We start from the raw sequence: 2,506 nt of genomic DNA, 5'->3' as shown, positions 1-2,506 counted from the left end.
GCGTGCTCCTGTACCGGTATGTGAGGTGCGAGGGTCGTTTTCAAATGGATCCCCTTATGGAAGTGAACATTTCCTAATTAAATAAAATTTTTTAAGCGAGCAGCCGCATTGCTTGTTCCACAGCGGCGCTCATCTCGGCACGCGTGCGTCCAGTCTTGCCGATTACTCGAAAACCTTGCAGTAGGCACGCCAAGACACGGGCGCAAGCGTCGGCATCGATTCGGGAGGGGATGGATCCGTCGGACTGGCCAAGCCGAACGAGATTGCGCAACGATGTCTCGACGTGTCGCAAGGCAGTTGTCACGCGTCCAGCCATCTCAGAGTCAAATGTAGCAAGCGCTGCCGCGCCGCCTACAACAAGACAGCCACGCCGGCCTTCGATCCCGTGGGACGACTCAGCGTAGAAGTCGAGTGTCGCCCTGACCTTGTTAAACACAGTAACCTCAACCTCCAGCAACTGCTGCAGGCGGGCATTGCGCATAGTGGTATATCGGTCGAAGGCGGCTACAAAAATCGCACGCTTATCGCTGAAAGCCTTATAAATACTGCCAGCCGTGAGGCCCATCGCGGAACTGAGCTCGGCGATGGACGCCGCGTGAAAGCCGCGTTCACGGAACAACTGCAATGCTGCGTCAACCGCCGCATCGATGTCAAATTCACGTGGTCGACCCGGGCTACGGCGGTGCTTGGTTGATTCTGAGGATATGTGCATGTCTCTATAATAGGAAATGATCGCTTCCTAGTCAACCAGAATATTAAATGAGCTTTTTGCTCGACGCCGCCGCTCGACGCGGAAAAGGGCGGAGCGTTTCGGCGTGGTCAATATGCTAGTACGCACCGAGCGCCCTAAGATAACGACGTTTGAGCTTGCACGCGAAATCGCAGTTAAGGCGCAGAACTGCGCCGAAAAGCTTGTGATAGCGCAGACTTCACAGAAGGGTTAAACGCTTTTGCACAGAGGCGGCCGCCGTCGTTCGGTGAGGTCGGATAGGACAGTCGCTGGTTTTTGACGCAAAACTGGGCGCCTCGATCGGCCCAGGAGCTCGAACCATCGCCCCCCCCCTGATGACCAACCGCCCGCATCAAAAACGGAATACCGGGCCGCCTTGGCCTGCCAGAGCCCGCCCGCCTCAAATACGGCGGAGCGACTCGAAATAGCTCGTCACTATTGCCAGTCATTGGCTCGCCAGCGTGGTGCCGTTCGGTGCTGTCGATTCTCACCCTGGTTTGGACGAGCAAGCCGCACTCCCGTTAAAGCTCGCGGAGTAGCACTCACGCGAGCACGAGAAAGTGCGAACCTCTTCGCTTCCTAATAACGTGTCGGCAAATTAAGAGTAATCAATTCTCTGCGTCATTAGATCGATTAACACGACTAATACAAAGATAGTGGGTATGAGCAACGGAAATTGAAATCTCGGAATTGCGATAGCAGCGGCAACAGCGCCAAGCGCATAGCTTAGCCACGCGCAGCCGGGGGCCAGCACTTCTCTCAACGACGGGACGCTATCACGCGACCGTTTTCGGCCCAACAGGTATCGACCGACGAGAGCGTCGGAAAATTTCAGCACATTGTTGGTAACGACAATGGTTTGCAGAGACAATCCCCCAAATTTTGCGACAGCCTGACCCTGCAATGCCATGACGAACGCAAGCAATGGTAACTCGACGGACCATCGCGCTGAAGCTATTAGCCGGAAGGTACTCGCCGCCGTCAGAAGGGCGACCATCACTAGCACTTCTGTCGGTGTACGAAGCCAGTGCTTGACTGCACTTGAAAGGGCTCCTCCAATAAAAAACATTGCGATCGCATAGCCGAAAATCCCGAGTCGCGCCCATTCCGCCGTAGCCATGCTTAGACCAAATTGAACGGTGTTACCGGTCATGATGCCTGGGTACGTTCCTGCGAAATCGACAAACCCGGTTAGTTCGACATAGCCGGCTACTGCGGACAAAGCCGCAACGCGTCTCAAACACACAAACAGAGGTAACTCGGATATGCGACAAGTGGAAGTGTTCACTAAGTGGCTCCTCTAACTCGGACGTCAATGACGCTGAACCTTTGGAAGCGGTGAATTCGGTTCTTTATTTAGCTCCCGATGTGAGAGATTGGTCATAAGCGAGCGACGGCGGAGCGATAGAAGTCGCATCGGAACTCTGCTGGGGCGTATGCGAAAGTACCTACATGTCAAGTCGCCCCCATAGGGGAGGCCCTCGCTCCTCGCATTGCATACTTATGATGCCTTCACCGCTTCCAAAGGTGGGACTCTGTACTTCAAATAGGCGGCTTCCCTCGCGGACGTGTCTATTTTATCGCGACGGATACAACGACCAGCAGTCCACCGATGAGAGCAATATTTGACTGCCAGTTTTCAATAGCTGCCGCCCGCGATTCACCCTTTTTATTCCAAAAATCGAGCATTAGAACTGAGGACATCAAGGTAAATAAGATGAGGCCGAGTGCGGCCGGTGTCGGCCAAATGTCGAAAGCAATGCAGCAGCCTGCTGT

General features: G+C 54.4%; 2 protein-coding genes and 1 pseudogene. All 3 read right to left on the bottom strand.

Translation table 11 applies throughout. The features are described from left to right. Positions 1 to 91 precede the first annotated feature (91 nt). Positions 92 to 712 (bottom strand): TetR/AcrR family transcriptional regulator, encoded by a 621-nt coding sequence (locus tag ACFFAR_RS30710; RefSeq protein WP_375509168.1) that lies wholly within the window; start codon positions 710 to 712, stop codon positions 92 to 94. Between the two features lie 616 nt (positions 713 to 1,328). Continuing rightward, the gene (locus ACFFAR_RS30705) at positions 1,329 to 1,976 is read right to left on the bottom strand and encodes a YoaK family protein (protein ID WP_375509169.1); all 648 of its coding nucleotides are present in this window, start codon (positions 1,974 to 1,976) and stop codon (positions 1,329 to 1,331) included. Positions 1,977 to 2,302: 326 nt separating this feature from the next. Next, a pseudogene (locus ACFFAR_RS30700) lies at positions 2,303 to 2,506 on the bottom strand (hypothetical protein); the annotation flags it as partial.

It is taken from the genome of uncultured Caballeronia sp. (genome assembly GCF_964243625.1).
GTDB lineage: Bacteria > Pseudomonadota > Gammaproteobacteria > Burkholderiales > Burkholderiaceae > Caballeronia.
This window is presented reverse-complemented; position numbering and strand designations above follow the sequence as displayed.

Excerpts from the sequence above, each read along its gene's own strand:
- ACFFAR_RS30710 (WP_375509168.1), bottom strand. The coding sequence starts at position 712 with ATGCACATATCCTCAGAATCAACCAAGCACCGCCGTAGCCCGGGTCGA.